Here is a 237-nt window from a genome sequence, read left to right on the forward strand (position 1 = left end):
GCACAAGGTCGAGACCACCCATGGCAAGCACCTGGCGGCAGACAAGGCCCGTGAGCTGTGCCGTGAGTACGCTGGTGCCCAGATCGAAACCCAACGGGTGGATTTCGTGCGTCTGGGGATCATCGGGGACTGGGATCACCCCTACCGCTCCATGGATTACGCCAACGAGGCGGGCGAGATCCGCGCGCTGGCGGATATGGTCGAGGCGGGCTACGTATTTAAAGGCCTGAAGCCGGT

At 62.9% G+C, this 237-nt stretch carries 1 protein-coding gene; it reads left to right on the forward strand.

Features of this window, described 5'->3' with window-relative positions:
• Positions 1-237: class I tRNA ligase family protein (locus tag P8629_RS12675; protein ID WP_278166439.1), on the forward strand; the 237-nt coding region annotated here is incomplete at both ends.

This window comes from Hydrogenovibrio sp. 3SP14C1 (genome assembly GCF_029625905.1).
Classification (GTDB): Bacteria; Pseudomonadota; Gammaproteobacteria; order Thiomicrospirales; family Thiomicrospiraceae; genus Hydrogenovibrio.